The sequence below is a fragment of the Sporosarcina sp. P16b genome, from assembly GCF_002743065.1.
Lineage (GTDB): Bacteria > Bacillota > Bacilli > Bacillales_A > Planococcaceae > Sporosarcina.
Genome location: NZ_PDYO01000004.1, coordinates 41,845 through 59,095, shown reverse-complemented (window position 1 = coordinate 59,095; position 17,251 = coordinate 41,845). Strand labels below are relative to the sequence as shown.

At 43.9% G+C, this 17,251-nt stretch carries 16 protein-coding genes; 2 read left to right on the top strand and 14 right to left on the bottom strand.

The window, feature by feature from the left end; genetic code table 11:
- Positions 1 to 209 precede the first annotated feature (209 nt).
- A complete protein-coding gene (locus CSV77_RS06980) occupies positions 210 to 1,064 on the top strand; it encodes a hypothetical protein (protein ID WP_099672856.1) in 855 nt (284 codons plus the stop codon).
- Positions 1,065 to 1,172: 108 nt separating this feature from the next.
- Here CSV77_RS06980 and CSV77_RS06975 read toward each other — a convergent pair whose 3' ends face one another.
- The 14 genes from CSV77_RS06975 to CSV77_RS06910 all read right to left on the bottom strand — a co-directional run bounded on the left by CSV77_RS06975 (position 1,173) and on the right by CSV77_RS06910 (position 15,073).
- Positions 1,173 to 3,125 (bottom strand): hypothetical protein, encoded by a 1,953-nt coding sequence (locus tag CSV77_RS06975; RefSeq protein ID WP_099672855.1) that lies wholly within the window; start codon positions 3,123 to 3,125, stop codon positions 1,173 to 1,175.
- 278 nt (positions 3,126 to 3,403) lie between these two features.
- Entirely contained in the window at positions 3,404 to 3,634 is a 231-nt protein-coding gene (locus CSV77_RS06970; protein ID WP_099672854.1) for a helix-turn-helix domain-containing protein, read from the bottom strand.
- A 15-nt stretch (positions 3,635 to 3,649) separates the two neighbouring features.
- Entirely contained in the window at positions 3,650 to 4,141 is a 492-nt protein-coding gene (locus tag CSV77_RS06965) for a DUF2975 domain-containing protein (RefSeq protein ID WP_099672853.1), read from the bottom strand.
- Positions 4,142 to 4,482: 341 nt separating this feature from the next.
- Complete coding sequence (locus CSV77_RS06960) at positions 4,483 to 4,881, bottom strand: VOC family protein (protein ID WP_099672852.1); 399 nt, start codon at positions 4,879 to 4,881, stop codon at positions 4,483 to 4,485.
- A gap of 31 nt (positions 4,882 to 4,912) precedes the next feature.
- Positions 4,913 to 5,410: an SRPBCC family protein gene (locus CSV77_RS06955; RefSeq protein WP_099629762.1), complete on the bottom strand. Its 498-nt coding sequence runs from the start codon at positions 5,408 to 5,410 to the stop codon at positions 4,913 to 4,915.
- A gap of 73 nt (positions 5,411 to 5,483) precedes the next feature.
- Positions 5,484 to 5,912 carry a VOC family protein gene (locus CSV77_RS06950; RefSeq protein WP_099672851.1) on the bottom strand — a complete coding sequence of 143 codons (429 nt, stop codon included), beginning with the start codon at positions 5,910 to 5,912 and terminating at the stop codon, positions 5,484 to 5,486.
- 97 nt (positions 5,913 to 6,009) lie between these two features.
- Positions 6,010 to 6,402 carry a VOC family protein gene (locus CSV77_RS06945; protein ID WP_099672850.1) on the bottom strand — a complete coding sequence of 131 codons (393 nt, stop codon included), beginning with the start codon at positions 6,400 to 6,402 and terminating at the stop codon, positions 6,010 to 6,012.
- A gap of 532 nt (positions 6,403 to 6,934) precedes the next feature.
- On the bottom strand, positions 6,935 to 8,479 hold the full coding sequence (locus tag CSV77_RS06940) for an acyl-CoA carboxylase subunit beta (RefSeq protein ID WP_099672849.1): 1,545 nt from the start codon (positions 8,477 to 8,479) through the stop codon (positions 6,935 to 6,937).
- 26 nt (positions 8,480 to 8,505) lie between these two features.
- On the bottom strand, positions 8,506 to 9,288 hold the full coding sequence (locus CSV77_RS06935) for an enoyl-CoA hydratase (protein ID WP_099672848.1): 783 nt from the start codon (positions 9,286 to 9,288) through the stop codon (positions 8,506 to 8,508).
- Positions 9,289 to 9,301: 13 nt separating this feature from the next.
- A complete protein-coding gene (locus tag CSV77_RS06930; protein ID WP_099672847.1) occupies positions 9,302 to 10,207 on the bottom strand; it encodes a hydroxymethylglutaryl-CoA lyase in 906 nt (301 codons plus the stop codon).
- A 23-nt stretch (positions 10,208 to 10,230) separates the two neighbouring features.
- Positions 10,231 to 10,443 (bottom strand): acetyl-CoA carboxylase biotin carboxyl carrier protein subunit, encoded by a 213-nt coding sequence (locus CSV77_RS06925; RefSeq protein ID WP_099629756.1) that lies wholly within the window; start codon positions 10,441 to 10,443, stop codon positions 10,231 to 10,233.
- A 16-nt stretch (positions 10,444 to 10,459) separates the two neighbouring features.
- On the bottom strand, positions 10,460 to 11,827 hold the full coding sequence (locus CSV77_RS06920; RefSeq protein WP_099672846.1) for an acetyl-CoA carboxylase biotin carboxylase subunit: 1,368 nt from the start codon (positions 11,825 to 11,827) through the stop codon (positions 10,460 to 10,462).
- A gap of 98 nt (positions 11,828 to 11,925) precedes the next feature.
- Positions 11,926 to 13,893, bottom strand: a complete 1,968-nt coding sequence (locus CSV77_RS06915; RefSeq protein WP_099672845.1) for an acetate--CoA ligase — start codon at positions 13,891 to 13,893, stop codon at positions 11,926 to 11,928.
- A gap of 40 nt (positions 13,894 to 13,933) precedes the next feature.
- On the bottom strand, positions 13,934 to 15,073 hold the full coding sequence (locus tag CSV77_RS06910) for an acyl-CoA dehydrogenase (protein WP_099672844.1): 1,140 nt from the start codon (positions 15,071 to 15,073) through the stop codon (positions 13,934 to 13,936).
- Between the two features lie 272 nt (positions 15,074 to 15,345).
- On the opposite strand from CSV77_RS06910, the gene CSV77_RS06905 reads away from it, so the two are divergent.
- On the top strand, positions 15,346 to 17,154 hold the full coding sequence (locus CSV77_RS06905; protein ID WP_099672843.1) for a helix-turn-helix domain-containing protein: 1,809 nt from the start codon (positions 15,346 to 15,348) through the stop codon (positions 17,152 to 17,154).
- Positions 17,155 to 17,251 lie beyond the last annotated feature (97 nt).

Genomic DNA, 17,251 nt, shown 5'->3' with positions numbered 1-17,251 from the left:
TGTAGTTTAGCACGTGAATAGTCATTTGCAAAGTAATATACTACTTAAAGAAAATAAAACTAAACAATAGCAACTGTACACTTTATTATGTATAGCTCAACTGATAAACAATCAAATTTCCTATATAACAAGAAAGCTAATAGGTAGATTCTGTAAAGTACTATCATGTATCATATAGATATAATGAAAAAAGTGAGGTTACATACTATATGAACAAAAAACAATTGCGGTGGTCCGTGGTTAGTGCAGCCGTATTGCTGATAGCGCTAATTATTGCCATTGCGAGCAACAAAGAAACACCCGAAACTACAACAGACAAGCCAGCATCATCAGAAACTTTGATACAGGATACAACAACGGAACCACCTACTAAAACAACACTCACAGAACACCCCGAGAAAGAACAGCCTAAAATGAATGAAACCGAAAAAGATGTAAGAGAACCGGAAAAAGCAATAAAAGAACCATCAACGAAACCGGCTACAGAACCACCCAACACCGTTTCAGATGCATCTTCGACACAGCCGTCAACAACCGTACCCAAGCCAGCTAAACCAGAAAAACAAACTGCTCCGTCAACTTCGGCTTCCATAAATGGTGGTACATATCTGGTGGGAACTGACATCGAACCGGGAGAATATTTAGTTTTCTCAAATGGTCTTACGCTTCTGGAAAATACAAAAGATCAATCAGGAAATCCTGACAGTATTGTATTTAACGTTGCACTGGATGGACATTCCCACACGTATGTCACATTACGCGAAGGAGAAAACTTTACATTAAAAGGTGGAGAAATGTATCCTGTAGCTTCCGCACCTAGTATAAAACCCACTAATGGAATATATAAGGATGGCCAATACAAAGTGGGTACAGATCTACCAGCTGGTTCCTATACATTATTGGTAGATGATCAAAGCGATATAGGATTTTATGAAATCAGCAAAAATAGCCGGCAAGATATGATGGATCTTCTCGTAAGTGACGTAGTAGAAGGTGAAACGTCTATCAATATAACGAATGGTCAATATTTGACGATCCGAAATGCCTATTTAGAAGTACAATAAAAAGACCACACAAAACCAATGAGGTTTTGTGTGGTCTTTCATTGTAGACCTTTCGCACTTTAACTACCGACCCGATTTAAGTTTCGTCGTTTGTTTACAGCTTGAGGATTAATCTGCTAAGTCAGCAACCAAGCGTCTTAGTAAGACAATGGTTTCTCTTCGTAAGACTTGTGCTGTTTCGATTTCCAACTCATCCTTTTGATCAAACGAAGATGTGCGAATACTATTTACCCAATGTGTCAGGTACTCTACAACCTGTACTTTATCTACATTTCTTTTCAGTAGACTAGTACCATTTGCGCTAAGATAATGATAGAAACTACCAAGAGTGGCGTAGTGATAGTACTCTTCACTGCCAATTTCGACAGAAGTTAGTCCTGATTCAGGCATCGCCACATCTATTAAAGGCATCGTCTGTTTGGTTACTCTTTTACTAACTAAGATATGACTGAGGTACTCCTCCACTGCCTTTACATAATCCGCTATAAGAAAAGCGGCTTTTTGACTGGACTGTTGACTTTCTGGCTTATTGGCATTTTCTAATTCATGCCATTTCACTTCAGCAATCGTTAAGAGTCGTTTCACTTCATTAGATTTCAACAAGCGAGGTAATTGTTTGGCCGACTTTTCAAAGCGTTCTTTTTCTTCCTCACCGAAAATTAGTGCACTATGGTGATGAAGTGATGTAAAGGTCTCTTCCAGCAGCGTCAACGCCTGTTTAGGATCGATTGGTTCTAGATCATATTGCTCAGATTTTTGTATGATTGCTTCTACTTTTGGAGATAGGTCATGCAAGTAGAACTCTGTCAGACATTCATCTAATTGGATCAATGCATCTGAAGTCATGATTTCGCGGTATTCAATTCCCACATCAGGTACCAAAGAGAGAACACGGTTTCTCAACTTCATACCTTCATTACCCAATTCCCAGCCAATCAATAAGTTCAATGCTGGTTCTTTTACCTTGCCTTCTTCTGATGTTAATGTTTTATCCGCTTTATAAAAGCAAATCATTGCGTTCAATAAATTTCTCACTATACTATCTTGATCTTCAAACGGCAACTCAGAGAAATTAGCTGTACACATTTCTTCAATTCCACATTCATAAAAGAAAAAGTTGAAATCAGCTTGTATAAAGGAGTCTTCATGAATCTTTCCACCATGTTGCTCTTCGATAACATTCTTCATTCGTAATATGTACTCGGAAATTTTCGTTAATTGCGAAACGATATCCCCTTTATATTTCTCGATGCGATATTGAATTGCTTGAATATCACCATGCAGAACATGCACTGCATGATAATCATATGCAGACTTAGATAGATTCACCAAGCTAATGACAGTGGGAATATCATTCAAATCGAATAGATCATTGAATGTGATATAGAATTCCAGACCAACCCTGTGCATCTCTTTATATTTCATCATATGAATCAAGCGTTCACAAAAACTTCGCTTCGTTGCAAAGTCGATCATTGTATCGTTATGAGCCACTTGTAAAAACAAATCATACAGATTCATGATGGTCTTTTTCGTCACGCTCTCTAAAATATCCGGATCGCGCGTTTTATCCATTAGTACACTTAGTTCATTAAAGTACCTAGCTAGCGTCTGCATATGATCGGCACGCGCGTTATTTAACGTGGCACATAGCGGATAAATTTTTGTATTGAATAGTTGCCAGGATTCCGCCACATGTCCTTCGTTATTAAAGAAATAGAACCAAAGATGATATCGCCAATCCCCTTTGGCCCTAGTATCCTGATTCAGCTCAAACGGATCGAAATCTTCACCATAAGCCAACGCTAGTAATGTTTCATTGTATTGACTCGCTAGTGTAATTTCACTCTCATACAAGTCTGACAGTTCTACGAGTAATGCGTACCGTTCATCATTCCTACATGCATTCATCACTTTTGTAAACGAAGGATGGTCGATGACATGACAAACATCCAAATGCCGTCCTTTAAGCAACCACTGACGCAACATATAATCCAAAAACTCTTCCGAATCTAAATAAGCCCCAAAATGTCGGGCTGAAAATTCCTGATAAATATCCAAACTATTTCCCCCTTAACATCTGACAACGCGTTGATCTGTACGAATAACAAACTTTATACTAAAAATAATAAAGTTTGAGCTATCCTTATCATATCGCGATTACTCTTTTTTCTCTACCTAGAATTATAGTTTGAAAAAGGATCCCCAACAGGTAAATATATTTATTTTAGTTTAGACAAAAATATAGAGCATTCCAGTCCTTGAGGAAATGCTCTATATTTATATTTTTTATTATATCGTGTTGAATGAAATGCCTTACAGTTGCATTGACTCGTTTTCTACTCTGCTGGATTTTCCGTGTCTTCTCCTACTTGGTATTCTAATATATCCCCAGGCTGACACTCTAAAGCCTTACAAATCGCATCTAAAGTCGATAGTCGAATCGCCTTCGCCTTTCCATTTTTCAGTATGGAGATGTTCGCCATTGTAATCCCAACTCGCTCGGAAAGTTCCGTAACACTCATTTTCCTTTTGGCTAACATCACATCAATATTGATGATAATTACCATGTTATTCACCTCTGCTCAGACTATTAAATCATTTTCCTCTTTTATATCGATTGCTTCTCTTAAAAGCCTTTGGAGAACAGCAGCAAAGACCGCAATCACCATGGAAGCAAAAATAGGAATCATTCCGACTATTACCAGACCTGGGGCGTCGTCTATCTCTGCCATGATAAAGACGAATGGAAGGGCTACTACATATAAGCCGCTAATTATGATCGCACAGTATTTGATTTTCTTTAACGCCCTTACAGACAACTCAGAGAACGCTTGATTTCCATCGATAAAGTTTAATAGGTTAAAGGTTTGGTACAAGGCAAAATAAAATGGAATCACCGAAATATAGATGACTACTAAAATACTATATACTGCATAAGCAAAATCCCAACCTCTTTCCGTAGCTTCTTTTGCCTCAATAGCTAACTGCGGCAACAAAAATATGCACACAGCTAGAACTGGAATACCAATTAAAATGACAGCTATCTTTAAAAATAGTGTTGTCCCTAGTTTCATTAAAAACACCTCGCTTACCTTCAATATTATAAATTTTACTTTAACACCAAATTTATCGAATATCAATAAATATATGTTGATTACTAATGTATTAATTCCGCTAAATGTGCCTAAATATCTTCTTCTAGTAATCATCACTGTGGAAAAAATCCGGAAAATGGAACGAATTTCATGAGGTTCTAATAATACCGCCAATTCAAAAATGCTGATCCCATTTATTAAATATAAATGGGATCAGCATTTTACTGTTTATTATTTTGTCTGTAAAATTATAAAAATGCGCTCATGCTTTCAGTTAAGCATCCGATTGTAAAATATCTCGAATTTCTTTTGCATCTACATTACTCTGGCAAGTTCAACTGCCATGAAATACCAAACTGGTCATTCAGCCATCCGAATTTTTTACTGAATCCATAGTTATCTAAAGGCATGAGAGCTGTACCGTTTTGCATCATTTTTTCATAAAGACTGTCAATTTCCTCTTCAGTATCACACGTTAGATAAATAGAAAAAGATGGAGTAAATGTAAACTCGTGATCAATATGGCTGTCGATACACATGAACTCTTGTCCTTTTAACGAGAAGACCGCTTGTATCACTGTACCTTCTTCACCAGGTCCTTCAGCCCCGTACCGCGTAATGCTTTTAATTTCTGAGTCTTCGATGAGTGAGGTGTAATATTTCATAGCTTCTTCGGCGGTTCCGCCCTGAAACATTAAAAATGGTTTAACGTCCTTCATATTCTACTTTCCTCTCTTTGTTTAAACTTTTTTACCCTGTATAGCTAACTCTACCTGTTTCCACTAATTCCTTCAATCCCATAAACATATAATTCCAGCCAACTTCAGTGCCATCATGCATTTCTGTAAGTGCTTTTTCGATCTCGGACTCTGTCCAATTCACTTCTTGAGCAACATGGATCAATTGTGTGAATGTCATCTTGCAACCTTGCTCGAGCTCTTTTAGCTCAACTGTAATTGTATCTTCTAAATCGCTCATTTCTGGCATCTTAAAAGTGAACATCACTTTTTTCGGAGGATCAATTTCTAGATATTCCCCAATCGCGCGGTAATCTTGTCCTCCTCTATGGTCAATAATTTCCCAAGTACCGCCTACTTTGGGATTATTTCGTGTCACTTTATTTGTCCCTTCCAATGTGAAGAACCACTTTCTCATCATTTCTGGGTTCAGCCACGCATCAAATACTTTTTCAGGTGCTACATTAAAATTTCTTATCATGTTCAAAGTCGTAGATGAAACTTTACTCATACCTACACCTCTTTTGATTAATGGTTCCATGCCGTCTGCCAATTCAAAACTTTACGACTTGGATTGTTTGCTGTTAAGAAACTTCGTCTTCGTTGATTAAACTCAATTGCCAAATTACATCGAATTTATCAGTGACCTGGCCATAAAGTTTTGACCAGAAAGTCTCTTGAAGTTCCATCCCAACGGTCCCCTCTTTTTTTAGTTTTTCATAAACCATTTGTAACTTTTCCGCTTCTACACATTGGTAGGCTAAGCTAATGTTGTTTCCAACTGTGAAAGGCGAACCAGGGAACGTATCTGAAAACATTACAGTGCTTCCTTCAATAGCTAAACGAGTATGCATAATTAAGTTTTTTGCTTCTTCTGGAAGAGGGTATTCTGGATTTGGAGATTTTTCACCGAAAGTCATAAAGTTAGGTTTTTCGGTTTCAAAAACGTCTGCATAAAACTCAACCGCTTCACGACAATTCCCATTAAACGTTAAATAAATATCGACAGCCATTGTGCATCACTCCTTTAAAATAATCAAACCTAGTAAAATTATTACAAAACAAAATGTCTCTTTAGTTTAAGATTACATTCCTCACAAAACAACCTTATTATTTTGCATTTTTATCTGGTTGATGAACTCCAAAAATATTACCCTCGGTATCCAAATAATAGCCTTGCCATGCCATTCCTGGCAACGCATATTTGGGTATTGCAACGCTGCCCCCACCATCAAGAATTTTCACTTCAGTCGAATCGTACTCATCGACTCCTATAGTACAAGCATAACCATTTAATGGTTGGTTACGTTCTGGACGCGGACCTTGACGTTGCATCAATGCTCCATCCACTCCAAGCTCACTATCACCAGTCACTGCTCCACAATAAGGCATCCCTGCATACTCACTCCAGTCCTGAAAGGTCCATCCGAATACATCTCCATAAAACTTTTGTGCCCTTTCCATGTCGTCTACGTGAATTTCAAAGTGAACTACTCTTCCCATCTTTTTCCTCCTCCTTTTTATTCCATTCTTTTTAGGACAAAACATGTTTCACTGTTTATATCCAATCATTCTAATCCCATTAATTAAAAACGGCTAGTGTGCGATATATTCTCATTTTTGATTTGTCAGTAGTAATGAGTATGTCTTCCTCGTGCGCCTTCTATCCCCCACTCCTCTCAAAGTGCAGCATTTCACAAAGTATATTACGATTAAAATTAGAGAAGGTAATAAACTAAGAATTTGTATGACTTTCGTAAGGAATACTTTGGCATTTTAATGTTACTATTTGAAGTCTCATACAAATAGCACGGTATACATTGATTTAACAATGCTACCGTGCTTTTTTAGATCATATCTAGATTTCACTTTATTACGTCTCAACAAGACATAAAAAATGCAATAGTAGCAATTGTTTACGCGCTGTGTGTATACGTTTTGTATGCCAATTCTCGAAAATGTGAAATTGCTGAATCTGACACGTAAATAGTTAATTAAAAGTCCCTCTCGGTGACGCGGGACCTGTCTGCTTCCATCACACCGGATAAACTGGATGCTTACGTTCCGTAAACTGGATATATTTCGTCGCATACGCTTCGTAGCGCGTAATCAGCTCATCGCGCAGTGAGTCTGCTGGGATGATGCCGTCAATAATCATTTCGGAAGCTAAATGGTAAATATCGATATCTTCTTTGTATTCGCTGCGCTTCTCTTCAATATAAGCTGCGCGCTCTTCTTCGGGTAGCGCAGCAATTTTGTTTGCGTAGACTGCGTTGACAGCTGCGTCAGGTCCCATGACCGCGATGGAAGCGGATGGCAGTGCTAAACACGCATCCGGTTCAAATGCCGGGCCTGCCATGGCGTACAGACCTGCGCCGTATGCTTTGCGGACAATGACGGAAATTTTCGGCACAGTCGCTTCTGACATCGCAGAAATCATTTTTGCGCCGTGGCGGATGATGCCTGCGCGTTCTACTTTTGTTCCAATCATGAATCCAGGTACGTCGACTAAGAATAGTAACGGAATGTGGAACGCATCGCAAAGGTTGATGAACTTTGCCGCTTTGTCGGCAGAGTCATGGAATAGCACGCCACCTTTAACGCGTGGCTGGTTCGCGATAATACCGACCGCTTTTCCGTCGATACGCGCAAGGCCAGTAATGAGCTCGCCTGCAAACAGTTTCTTGATTTCGAAAAATGAATCTTCATCGATAATCCCTTTGATCAAGTCGTGCATATTAAACGGAGCGTTTTCATTTTTCGGAATGATTTCTTCCAGTGCCTTATCCAGCTGTTTCGGCGCCACTGTATCACGTACAGGTGGCTTTTCCGAGAAGTTTGCCGGGAAATATGATAAATATCTCCGCGCCGCTGCGATTGCGTCTTCTTCGTTTTTCGCGAGCACATCGCCGCATCCTGATATTGAGCAGTGCATGCGCGCGCCGCCCATTTCTTCGAGCGTTACTTTTTCACCGATGACCATTTCCGCCATACGCGGTGAGCCAAGATACATCGAAGCGTTTTTGTCGACCATAATGACGATATCGCAAAACGCTGGGATATACGCGCCACCAGCAGCTGACGGGCCGAACAAAACGCAGATTTGCGGAATGCGGCCGGATAATTTCACTTGATTATAGAAAATTTTCCCCGCACCGCGGCGGCCCGGGAACATTTCGACTTGATCCGTAATGCGTGCGCCTGCTGAATCGACTAAGTAAACGAGCGGCACATTCAATTTTTCAGCGGTTTCCTGGATGCGGATAATTTTTTCCACTGTCCGCGCGCCCCATGAGCCTGCTTTGATGGTGGAATCATTCGCCATGACGCAAACAACTTGGCCGTTAATCTTCCCCATGCCTGTTACCACTCCGTCAGCAGGAAGATCGCCCGCCATGCAGTTCGCGAATTGGCCGTCTTCGATTTCAAGATCTGAATCGAATAATAATTTCAAGCGGTCCCGAACGAACATTTTCCCTTGTTCCGTATTTTTCTCATGGTATTTCTGTGCGCCACCTTTTTTAATCTGCTCCACTCTTTCATTCAATGCTTGTTGCAAAGATTTCGTATCTGTTGTCATAGTCCTGCCTCCTTTATGATCATTCATCATTCGCCCGTATATACAGGCTTGCGTTTTTCCTTGAATGCCTGCAGTCCTTCGAGCCGGTCTTTGGAAGGAATCGTCACTTCATAGGCGTTTTGTTCGATTGCGAGCCCCGTCTGCAGTTCTACATCATAGCCGTGGTCAATCGCGAACTTCGCCTGCGCGACAGCGAGCGGACCGTTGGCAGCGATTTGTCCCGCGACAGTAAGCGCTTGATCCATCAACTGATCAGGCGCCACCATGTATTCAGCAAGCCCGATTTCCGATGCTTCTGTCGCTTCGACTTTGCGCGCTGTGAAAATAAGCTCTTTCGCACGTCCTTTGCCGATCAATCTCGGCAGTCGTTGCGTTCCGCCAGCTCCCGGAATAATGCCGAGCGAAGTTTCCGTCAATCCAAACTTTGCCGTCTCCGCTACAATCCGGATGTCGCATGCCAGGGCCAGTTCTGTCCCGCCGCCGAGCGCAACGCCGTTGACTGCAGCTATGACCGGCTGCGGCAATGATTCAATGCCGTTAATTGTCTGACGGATCAACGAAACCGTCTTGCGCACCTCGACCGGATTCATTCCTAGGCGTTCCTTTAAATCAGCGCCTGCACAAAAAGCTTTTTCACCAGCGCCCGTTATAATAACAGCGCGGATTTCCCGGTCGTAGCGGCATTCCTGCAGTGCATTGTAAAGCCCGCCCAGCATCTCAACTGACAATGCATTCGCCGCTTCCGGACGATTCAATAAAATGACCGCAATTCCGTCGCCGCGCTTCTCTAATACCACATTATTGCCCATTTACTCACGTCCTTCACTTATCATGCGCACCGGCAGCCTGCAAATTCTTACTTGGAAGCGCCCGGCCGATTTTTTCTTGGATAAACGCGGACGCCGCTAAAATTTTCTCACCATCGACGCCGGTATGAATATCCATTCCATGCAGCATATACAATACATCTTCTGTCGCTGCATTGCCTGAAGCACCCGGTGCGTATGGACAGCCGCCGAGCCCGCCAACAGAACTGTCGAACACCGTAATGCCCATATCAAGTGACGTCAGGACATTCGCTAAAGCTGTCCCGCGTGTGTCATGGAAATGCATTGCCAATTTGTCTGCCGGAAAACGTTTCAGCAGTACGTCAAGCACTTCCTGGACTTGCCGAGGATTCGCAACGCCGATCGTATCGCCAAGCGACAATTCGTCAATGCCCATATCAAATAGCGACTCCGACACGCGGACGACCGCTTCCGTATCGACTATGCCTTCGTATGGACAGCCGAACACTGTAGACACATAGCCTCTCGTCTTCTTGCTTGCCATTTTCGCGTCTTGGACAATTTCTTTTAATACAGGCAGTGTATCCGTGATCGTTTTATTAATATTTTTCATATTATGCGTTTCGCTCGCTGACAAGAACACCGCCGCTTCATCGATATCTGCTTCAAAAGCTCGTTCAAGCCCTTGACGGTTCGGGACGAGCGCCGAATAAGAGACGCCCGGCTCCCGATTAATGCCCGCCATTACTTCAGCTGCGTCCGCGAGCGCCGGAATCCATTTCGGATTGACGAAAGACGTCACTTCAATCGATGTCAGGCCACTTTTAGACAACTCATTAATCCAGGCGATTTTGTCCTTTGTCGGAATGAAGATTTTTTCGTTCTGCAGTCCGTCTCGCGGTCCAACTTCTTTAATCGTAATTGTTTTAGGCCATTTCATCGTTTCATCTCCTTCTACAGGAATTATTCAATGACTGCGATGACGTCTCCTTCATTGACGAATTCGCCTTCGTTCACTTTTACATCTTTTACGACACCATCAAAATCAGTTGCAATCGGTATTTCCATTTTCATCGATTCCAAGATGACGATGTCTTGATCTTCTTCTACTTCATCTCCTGCTTTCACGAGTACTTTCCAAACGCTTCCTGCCATGCTTGCAGTAATTTCTGTCATAGTAATCCCCCCAAAGTCATTTCGTTTGTTTTTGTTTTTTCTTTTTTTTCGTCAAATATTTTTCCACGAATTCCGTTGTCGTATCCCCAGAACGGAATGCTTCATGTGCTGCTACTTCCTGAAGCATTGGAATATTCGTCTTGATGCCTTCGATATGGTAGGTCGAAAGCGCTTCCTGCAGGCGGTCGATCGCTTCGTCGCGGTCTTTACCTTTGACGACGAGTTTCGCAATCATCGGGTCATAAAACGGTGTGACAATCGACTCACCGTGTACTGCCAATTCGTGGCGGATGCCCGGTCCTTCTGGCAACTTAAGTTTTGTGATGGTCCCCGGTGAAGGGAAAAATGTTTTCGGATCTTCAGCGTAAATACGTACTTCAATTGCATGTCCGTCGCGTTTGACGTCTTGCTGCGCAAATGTAAGTGTTTTTCCCGCTGCGATATCAAGCTGCTCTTTCACTAAGTCGAGCCCCGTAATTTCTTCTGTAATCGGATGCTCAACTTGCAGCCGTGTATTCATTTCAAGAAAGTAGAAGTTTTGGTCTGCATCGACTAAAAACTCGATCGTGCCAGCATTTTTATAGCCAATGGACTTTGCCGCTTTAACTGCTGCTTCCCCCATTTTTCTTCGTGTCTCTTCTGAAATGAATGAAGACGGCGCCTCCTCTACTACTTTTTGGTGGCGGCGCTGGATTGAGCACTCGCGCTCCCATAAGTACACTGTATTTCCACTATTGTCCGCTAAGATTTGAATTTCGATATGGCGCGGATTCTCGACGAATTTTTCAATATACATCGCGCCATCACCGAAGAAATCAGTCGCTCGTTTTTGATTGCCTTCGAACGCTTTGTGAATTTCGTCAGCGCTGTAGACGACTTGCATGCCGATTCCACCGCCGCCCGCAGACGCCTTCAGCATAACCGGATAGCCGATAGTTTCCGCCGCTTCGATCGCTTCTTCAGCGTCTGCAAGGGCACGGGTGATACCCGGCACGACCGGAACACCGGCTTTTTCCATCGCCTTGCGCGCTGCAATTTTGCTGCCCATTTCAGAAATGACTTCAGGCGAAGGCCCGATGAACACGAATCCTTCTTCTTCGCAGCGGCGTGCAAATTCAGCGTTTTCAGAGAGCAGACCATAGCCTGGATGGATCGCTTCCGCTTTCGACTGATGCGCCGCTTCTAAAATTTTATCGATTTTCATATAACTTTCCGTTACGCGCGGTCCGCCGAGCAAATATGCTTCATCCGCATGCTTGACGTGGACAGCTTCCGCATCCGCTTCCGAATAGACACTAACTGTTTTAATACCGTGAGCCCTGCATGTACGCATGACACGGGCCGCTATTTCCCCGCGGTTCGCAATCAAAATCTTTTTAAACATGATATTCACCCTTTCAATTTATCGTGTAATCAAGCTTTCGTGTGCATCCATTTAGGAAAAGGAGGGCCGGCCATAAAAAGACCGGCTCTACTGTTCATTTATTTGCTCGCAGTTTTCGCTTTAATGACGCTCTGAAGTTCCGCAACTGTCGACGGATCTTCAAGCCCCGTCACATCACCCGCGACACTGCCTGTCGTAACGATTTCTTTAATCAGGCGACGCATTATTTTTCCGCTCACCGTTTTAGGCAGGGAGTCCGTTATGATGATTTCTTTCGGTTGGGCGATTTTTCCGATCTGGCGGATGATGTTTTCTTTAATCCGCCCTGCGACTTCCTCCCCGTCTGTTACATTTTCTGAAAGACGGACGAAAACGATAGGCACTTCTCCTTTAATTTCATCCGGCACGCCAATGACCGCGCATTCCGCCACGCCTGCACTTTCGAGCACGGCGCTTTCCATTTCCATCGTACTCAAACGGTGGCCTGCAACGTTGAACGCATCGTCTGAACGGCCGACTACCCAAATATAGCCGTCTTCGTCGATCAGTGCGAGATCACTAGCGTAGTAGCTACCGTCGACTTGGCTGTAGTATGAACCGTAGTAACGTTCCGGCTCTCTCCAAATCGTCCTGCATAGCATCGGGAATGGCTTTTTAATGATCAAGTTGCCAAGCTGCCCGGCTTTCACAGGTTCGCCGGCTTCATTGACGACATCGAATACTGCGCCTAAAAACTGCGTGCCCGAAGACCCGGGTTTCATCGGCGTCAGCCATGCTGCTCCTGCAATCGGCGAGCCGGCCGTTTCGGTCTGCCCCCAAGTGTTGTTAATATAGACTTTTTTCTTGCCTAGCACTTCATATGTCCAGTGCCACGTCTCCGCATCGAACGGCTCGCCGACGAGTGCGATCACGTCAAGGCATGACAAGTCAAACTGCTCGATTGGCTCCTGACCCATGCTTTTCAACATGCGTAGCGCTGTCGGAGCGGTAAATAATTTATTGACACGGTATTTTTCAATGATTTGATAAAAACGTGTTTTCTCGGGATAATCGATCGCTCCTTCGCAAATGACTGTCGTAACGCCGTTCGCAAGGGCTCCGACGATACCCCAAATATGCATCGTCAGCCAGCCGATATCCGCCGTGCACCAAAATACGTCGTCATCGCGATGGTCGAGATGGTATTTCGCATAGACATAGTTTTGCACGACGAATGCCGCACCTGAGTGCACGATCCCTTTCGGCTTTCCCGTCGTGCCGCTCGTATAGAAAACGATCCCGCTTTCATTCGCTTCAAGGCGCTCCGGTTCGCAATGGATACTCGCTTTTTCCGTCAGCTCATGCCACCAGTAATCGCGGCCTTCCTGCATGTCGATATCGATGCCCATGCGATTGACGACGATGACCGCTTCAACTGAAGAAGTGGACGGCGCGACTTGATCGACTTTTTCTTTTAAGCGAATTTCTTTGCCGCGGCGCATTGTCGCATCCGCTGTGATAATGACTTTCGGTTCAAAGCTTGCCAATCGGTCGGACAAAGAACGCTCGGAATAGCCTGAGAAGACTGCGTTGTAAATTGCCCCGACACGGAAACACGCGAGCACCGCTATGACGGCTTCCGCCAAATTCGGAAGATAGATCGCGACACAATCGCCTTTTTTCACGCCGAAAGATCGAAGCACATTAGAAAAACGGTTTACTTCTGCAAGGAGCATCGAATACGTGTAAAACTTCGAATCGCCGTTCTCACCTTCCCAAATGAGCGCTGTCCGGTTACCGGCACCGTTATGTATATGCCGGTCTAGTAAGTTGATGCTAGGATTCGTAATGCCATCCACGAAGAACTTGAAATCAGGGAGTTTGCCACTGATCGTCTCTGTCCACGGTTCATACCATTCGAGCTCACGGGCTTGCTGATCCCAAAATGCAGCAGGATCTTCCTGGGACTGCCGGAGAAGTTCTTGGAAAGCTTCTGCGCTACCAATCGAAGTCGAGCGCGCCTTTTCTTCACTAGGATAAATAAGTTTACTATTCGCAGCTACTTGTAAAACTCGTTCAATATCCATTCAATCGCCCCTTTGTCAATTCATTAAAACCTTTTCAAAATCAGCAGCCGATCTGTTTTGCAATGACCATGCGCTGGACTTCAGACGTACCTTCACCGATTTCTAAAAGTTTCGCATCACGGAAGAAACGTTCAACTTGGTATTCTTTAATATAGCCGTAGCCGCCATGAACCTGCACTGCTTGATCACAGACGCGCATGCACATTTCAGAAGCGAATAATTTTGCAAACGCCGCTTCCTTTTTGAACGGGCGCCCTTGATCTTTTAGCCACGCTGCTTTATACACCATATTGCGTGCCAGCTCGATATTCATTGCCATATCCGCAAGTTTGAATTGAATCGCCTGGAAGTTCGAAATGCTTCTGCCGAACTGCTTTCGCTCTTGCGCGTAATTCAACGCCTTCTCGTACGCTCCTTGCGCTATGCCAACAGCCATTGCGCCGATGCCGATCCGTCCACCGTCAAGCGTTGCTAAAAACTGTTTGTAACCGTTTCCAATTTCGCCAAGAAGATTTTCTTTCGGCACCCGGACGTTTTCCAAAATCAATTCCGTCGTGTTAGAAGAATGAAGTCCCATTTTTTCATAGTTTGCGATGACCGTAAATCCTGGTACATCGGTCGGCACGATAAATGCGCTAATGCCGTTCATTCCTTTTGAGCGGTCTGTAATCGCAGTCACAGCAAGATGTTTCGCATAGCTTGCATTCGTAATGAAACACTTCGAACCGTTAATGACCCACTCATCGCCATCAAGAACAGCTGTCGTTTCTGTCCCGCCCGCATCCGACCCCGCATTCGGCTCCGTCAATCCAAACGCCCCGAACGATTCACCCGTACAAATCGGCATTAAATATTTCTTTTTCTGCTCCGGTGTGCCGAACAAATGAATCGGTGCTCCGCCAAGTGAAATATGCGCAGAATACGTGATGCCTGTCGATGCGCAGACTCGGCTTAATTCTTCCGTGACGATAGCAAAACTCGTCGTATCTGCTCCGCCACCGCCGTACTCTTCCGGAAAAGGTAGCCCCATCAAGCCAAGCTCCGAAAACTTTTCAAAAATCTCTTTCGGGAATTCCCCTGTACGATCGCGCTCATCCGCACCCGGCTCCACTTCCGCTTCTGCAAAATCGCGAACCAGCTTGCGCACCATTTGTTGTTCATCCGTCAAATCAAAATTCATATCCAATACCCTCCATTCTTCTTTTACATTCCGTCATTGCCGTAAATCGTTGCGCCAACAATCAAGCTGCAAACGCTTTCATTTATCTGTGCACGTTAAACCGACTCACTTTCTTCAATCCATGTACTTTAAACCAACCCACTTTCATTCTATTTCCAATTCATCTATAATTATAAACAATAAAAATAATCAATTCTATGTGTGATTTTCCGAAAGAATTTGTGTGTTTTACACAAAAAACACAAAATACTATAGGGTTAGGATGATAGATTATGCAAGATAAGTTAACTCACCGGCAGCTCAAATCTCTTGTTCATGTTTCCACTGTCATTAACTCTTCATTAGATATCGAAACGATTTTCGATTTGATTATAGATGAAGCAATTTCCGCAGTAGACGCAGCAGGAGGCGGTTCCATTTGGGTTTTCGACCTGCAGAAACAGCGCCTGGTGGCCAAATCAGCGCATGGCTTGTTTTATCCGCAAATCTTTAAATCGATTGAATTAAGCAGCGGCGAATCGATGACCGGCATGACGTTTCAAGCGGAAAAAGGGCTAGTGTTTAAAAATGAAGAAGAAATCAAACAGGCGCTTGATACACTTACTCCTTGCAATCGGACGCTGCTCGATGAATCTATTTCGAATAACTTCCACTTCACTTCAGTCATTTCATCACCGATTTTATTGAAAGGAACCTGCATCGGTGTCATTACGCTTGATTCATTTGATAAATCGCTTCATTTCAAAAAAGAAGATATGCAGCTGTTAGAAGCGATCGCCCAGCAAGCCGCCATCGCGCTCGAAAAATCGAATATTTATCATCAAGAGAAAAAGACCGTCCAGCTGCTGTCCCGCTCGATCGAAACGCAGCGCAACATTTCCAATCTCGTCGTCAACGGGGAAGGAATTCAGTCCATTATCGACTATATTTACAAAACGATCGGCGAGCATATTTTCTTATTCGATGAGATAGGCGAACTGACCGCTTCTGCCTGCCGCGCGCCCGTTTCAATAGAGATGAACAGCGAACTACTACGCTTTGTGAAACAGAATGACCAGTCGCTCAACAGCCCGTACAGCGTCTCTGAAATCACACTAGGCCTTGAAAAATATCAAGTCATCGCGCTGCCGTTGCAATCGAAAATAAAGCCGCTCGGCACACTCATCATCATCTCAAAAGACCCAATCGGAGAAGTCGGAATCAACGCGCTCGAACACATCTGCACGGTCCTCACGCTCGTGCTCGTCAAAGAACAAGCTGTCTACGAAACACAGCAGCGTCTGCGGAACGAATTCATGACAAAAATTTTATCCGGCCAGGCAATTGATGAAACATTAATGAAGCAGGCAAAAAATCTGCAATTCGACTTGAACCGCAACTACATCGCCGTCATCATTAGTGTCGAAAACAAAGACAAATTGCAGCGCGGAGCTATAAGCGAAAACGTCATCAACAATCTGCTCTATATGACGAATACTAACTTCCTAGGAAAAAACTCGCAAGGCGCCGCGCTTATCGACCAAAACAAGCTCGCCGCCTTATTCTCCTACCCTGCCAAACTGCAGGCAGCGAACCCGGCAGGCAGCATTAAAGAACTCGCTTTGCATTTGCAGCAGGAAATCGATAAAACATACAGCGAACTCGACATCACCATCGGCATCGGCAGAATGAAACCAAACCTCGCCGCTGCCCACGAATCATTCAAAGAAGCTGAAAAATGCACCACATTCATGAAAAACTACCATTTCGAAGAACGCGCCCTGTCCTACACAGACCTTGGCATCCAACGCTTCATCTTACGGAATTCAGAAGAAGAGCTACTCGATTTCGTGCACGAAGTCATCGGCCCGCTCATTCAATACGAGCGAGCGCGAAAAGGAGATTTGTTGCAAACACTACTTACCTATTTGCGTCAAAACCAAAACATCAAACGAACCGCCGTCGTCCTTCACGTCCACACGAATACGCTAAATTATCGCCTGAAACGTATTGAAGAAATTCTTTCAACCGACCTGACAGATGGCCAACAATTATTTAACATTCAGCTGGCGGGGACGATTTACCGCTATATTAAACGGTGACAAGGGAACTGGATCCCTGTCAGTGTTTTCATCCAAAAAGTTGGGCTGCATAAAATCCCGGTTCCTTCGCATTATGAAGTTTGTAGGCAATACCAAA

What these genes read in the sequence shown, in the direction of transcription:
- CSV77_RS06980 (WP_099672856.1), top strand. Translation starts at nt 210, where the DNA reads ATGAACAAAAAACAATTGCGGTGGTCCGTGGTTAGTGCAGCCGTATTG.
- CSV77_RS06970 (WP_099672854.1), bottom strand. Translation starts at nt 3,634, where the DNA reads ATGGTAATTATCATCAATATTGATGTGATGTTAGCCAAAAGGAAAATG.
- CSV77_RS06965 (WP_099672853.1), bottom strand. Translation starts at nt 4,141, where the DNA reads ATGAAACTAGGGACAACACTATTTTTAAAGATAGCTGTCATTTTAATT.
- CSV77_RS06960 (WP_099672852.1), bottom strand. Translation starts at nt 4,881, where the DNA reads ATGAAGGACGTTAAACCATTTTTAATGTTTCAGGGCGGAACCGCCGAA.
- CSV77_RS06955 (WP_099629762.1), bottom strand. Translation starts at nt 5,410, where the DNA reads ATGAGTAAAGTTTCATCTACGACTTTGAACATGATAAGAAATTTTAAT.
- CSV77_RS06950 (WP_099672851.1), bottom strand. Translation starts at nt 5,912, where the DNA reads ATGGCTGTCGATATTTATTTAACGTTTAATGGGAATTGTCGTGAAGCG.
- CSV77_RS06945 (WP_099672850.1), bottom strand. Translation starts at nt 6,402, where the DNA reads ATGGGAAGAGTAGTTCACTTTGAAATTCACGTAGACGACATGGAAAGG.
- CSV77_RS06940 (WP_099672849.1), bottom strand. Translation starts at nt 8,479, where the DNA reads ATGACAACAGATACGAAATCTTTGCAACAAGCATTGAATGAAAGAGTG.
- CSV77_RS06935 (WP_099672848.1), bottom strand. Translation starts at nt 9,288, where the DNA reads ATGGGCAATAATGTGGTATTAGAGAAGCGCGGCGACGGAATTGCGGTC.
- CSV77_RS06930 (WP_099672847.1), bottom strand. Translation starts at nt 10,207, where the DNA reads ATGAAATGGCCTAAAACAATTACGATTAAAGAAGTTGGACCGCGAGAC.
- CSV77_RS06925 (WP_099629756.1), bottom strand. Translation starts at nt 10,443, where the DNA reads ATGACAGAAATTACTGCAAGCATGGCAGGAAGCGTTTGGAAAGTACTC.
- CSV77_RS06920 (WP_099672846.1), bottom strand. Translation starts at nt 11,827, where the DNA reads ATGTTTAAAAAGATTTTGATTGCGAACCGCGGGGAAATAGCGGCCCGT.
- CSV77_RS06915 (WP_099672845.1), bottom strand. Translation starts at nt 13,893, where the DNA reads ATGGATATTGAACGAGTTTTACAAGTAGCTGCGAATAGTAAACTTATT.
- CSV77_RS06910 (WP_099672844.1), bottom strand. Translation starts at nt 15,073, where the DNA reads ATGAATTTTGATTTGACGGATGAACAACAAATGGTGCGCAAGCTGGTT.
- CSV77_RS06905 (WP_099672843.1), top strand. Translation starts at nt 15,346, where the DNA reads ATGCAAGATAAGTTAACTCACCGGCAGCTCAAATCTCTTGTTCATGTT.